Annotated in this window: 2 protein-coding genes and 1 pseudogene; 2 read left to right on the top strand and 1 reads right to left on the bottom strand. The window is 72.6% G+C overall.

Translation table 11 applies throughout. The annotated features are described in order from the left end of the window. Positions 1-204: pseudogene (locus tag PMI14_RS34735) on the top strand (hypothetical protein); the annotation flags it as partial. A 49-nt stretch (positions 205-253) separates the two neighbouring features. Here PMI14_RS34735 and PMI14_RS06720 read toward each other — a convergent pair. Then, positions 254-712, bottom strand: coding sequence for a RidA family protein (locus PMI14_RS06720; protein ID WP_007851731.1), 459 nt, complete (start codon positions 710-712; stop codon positions 254-256). Positions 713-865: 153 nt separating this feature from the next. Here PMI14_RS06720 and PMI14_RS06715 point away from each other — a divergent pair. Next, positions 866-2,580, top strand: a 1,715-nt coding sequence (locus PMI14_RS06715; protein WP_007851730.1) for a ComEC/Rec2 family competence protein, incomplete at its 3' end; no start/stop codon positions are given.

Genomic DNA, 2,580 nt, shown 5'->3' with positions numbered 1-2,580 from the left:
TGTGGCGGCGTGGCGCCGCCGATGCGCGCGGCGCACACACCGGCGCCACCGGCCCGGCCGGCTGCCAGCGCCAAGCCCACCGCACCGCGCATTACCCAGGCAGCCGGCAAGCCGGCCGCAAAAGCCGCTGCGCCCGCCAAGGCCGCGCCCGCACGCTCACCAGCCCTGGCCCAGGGGGCGGAGGAGGACTGGGAGTCGTTCTGACCAGGCTGCCTTTCCCGGGTTTCCCGGGTGGGCCTGGCCGGCAGATGCTTCAGGCCAGTTCTGCGATGAGCTCGATTTCCACGCAGGCACCCATGGGGATCTGCGCCACGCCGAAGGCACTGCGCGCATGCACGCCCTTGTCGCCGAACACCTGGCCGAACAGCTCGCTGGCGCCATTGGTCACCAGGTGCTGCTCGGTGAAGTCGCCGGTCGAGTTCACGAGGCTCATGACCTTCACGATGCGCTTGATGCGGTTCAGGTCGCCGCCGGTGGCCGCATGCAGCGTGCCCAGCAGGTCCACGGCCACGGCGCGCGCGGCGCTCTTGCCTTCTTCGGTGCTGATGTTGTGGCCGAACTGGGCCGCCCAGGGCTTGCCGTCCTTGCGCGCGATGTGGCCGGAGAGGAACACCAGGTTGCCGGTCTGCACGTAGGGCACGTAGGCAGCCGCAGGCACCGACACCGGCGGCAGGGTGATGTTCAGTTCGGAAAGCTTGTCGTAAACGCTCATGGTCGTCGTCCTTGGTTGGAGGTGGTGGATCGGGCCCGCGGCAGCCGGTGGCGATGTTCACCGGGCCAGGCCAGGGCAGCACGGGAGTGTTACATACCCAGGCGCCCGGGTGGTCGGCGAAGGCCTGTTGCGCCCGCGGTTTAGCATGCGCGCATGCCCGAACCCCTTGCTGCCGTGCTAGCCCGCCCCACCGGAGTCCCGGTGGCGGCTGCGCGCAATGGCGCGCCGGTTCTGTGGCGCCTGCCCGCGCTGCTGGCGGGCAGCCTGGTGGGGGCGGCGCTGCAGTTGCAGCAGCCGGTGCTGTGGCATTGGCATGGCTATGCGGCGGTGCTGGCCTGTGCGGCCCTTGCATGGGGATTCTCGGGGCTCTTCGCCGGCTCTGCCGGTGTGTCACGCCGCTGGCTGTGCCGGTTGCTCGTTGCCTGTGCCGGCGCCGGGCTGCTGTTTGCCACCACCGGCCTGCGTGCCACCGTCTACCTGCAGGGCGCGCTGGACCCGGCGCTGGAGGGGCAGAACATCCGCGTCATCGGCACCATCGCTGCCATGCCGCAGGTCAACGAGGCGGGCGTGCGCCTGCGCCTGGATGTGGAATCGGCCTGGCTGCCGGGCGAGGCTGCGAGGGCCGCGCGCCAGCCCGTGCAGTTGCCCGAACGCATGGACGTCTCCTGGTACGGCGGCTTCTTCTTCGGCGCCACCAGCGCGACCACGACCGTGCGGCCGCTGGAGCCGCAACGCCGGCCACCGGCGCTGCATGCGGGCGAGCGCTGGGAAATGACCATCCGCCCGCGCGCACCGCATGGCCTGAGCAACCCGCATGGCTTCGACTACGAGCTCTGGACCTGGGAGCAGGGCGTGCAGGCCACCGGCACGGTGCGCACGGGCCCCAAGGACCAGGCGCCGGTGCGCCTGGCCAGCACCTGGCAGTACCCGGTGGAGCAGGCGCGCCAGTCGGTGCGCGATGCCATCCTGGCGCGCCTGGCGCCGGGCCTGGACCCCGACGACCCGGGCCGCGCGCGCATGGCTGGCGTGGTGGCGGCGCTGGTCACGGGCGACCAGCGGGCCATCGACCGGGCCGACTGGGACGTGTTCCGCGCGACCGGCGTCGCGCATTTGATGAGCATCTCGGGCCTGCACATCACTTTGTTTGCCTGGCTCGCCGCGCTGGCGGTGGGCGCGTTGTGGCGCCGCTCGCCGCGCCTGTGCCTGGCCGTGCCGGCGCCCACGGCGGCGCTGGTGGCCGGGGTGCTGCTGGCCGCGGCCTACGCGCTCTTCAGCGGCTGGGGCGTGCCTGCGCAGCGCACGGTGACCATGCTGGCCACGGTGGCCCTGCTGCAGCTCTCGGGCCGCCGCTGGCCCTGGCCGCAGGTGTGGCTGCTGGCCTGCGCGGCCGTGGTCTGGGTGGACCCCTGGGCATTGCACCAAGCGGGCTTCTGGCTCAGTTTCGTGGCGGTGGCGGTGCTGTTTGCCACCGACACCCGGGCCGTGGGTGGCGCGCCGCCCCGGGGCCGGGCGCGTGTGCTGGCGCTGCTGCGCGAGCAGTGGGTGGTCACGCTGGCGCTCACGCCGCTGTCCCTGCTGCTGTTCGGCCAGGTGTCGCTGGTGGGCTTTGTGGCCAACCTGGTGGCGATCCCCTGGGTCACCCTCGTCGTCACGCCGCTGGCGCTGGGCGGGGTGCTCTGCGTGCCCTTGTGGAACCTGGCGCTGTGGAGCCTGCAGCCGCTGGCAGCCCTGCTGCAGTGGCTGGCCACCTGGCCCATGGCTGTGCTGTACCTGCCCGTGGCGCCGCTGTGGGCCGGTGCGGCGGCCCTGGCTGGCGGCCTGCTGCTGGCCATGCGCCTGCCGTGGCGGCTGCGCCTGCTGGCCCTGCC

This window comes from Acidovorax sp. CF316 (assembly GCF_000276605.1).
Taxonomy (GTDB): Bacteria; Pseudomonadota; Gammaproteobacteria; order Burkholderiales; family Burkholderiaceae_C; genus Acidovorax.
Note: the sequence above shows the minus strand (reverse complement) of the source record. Positions and strands in the feature narration are given on the sequence as shown.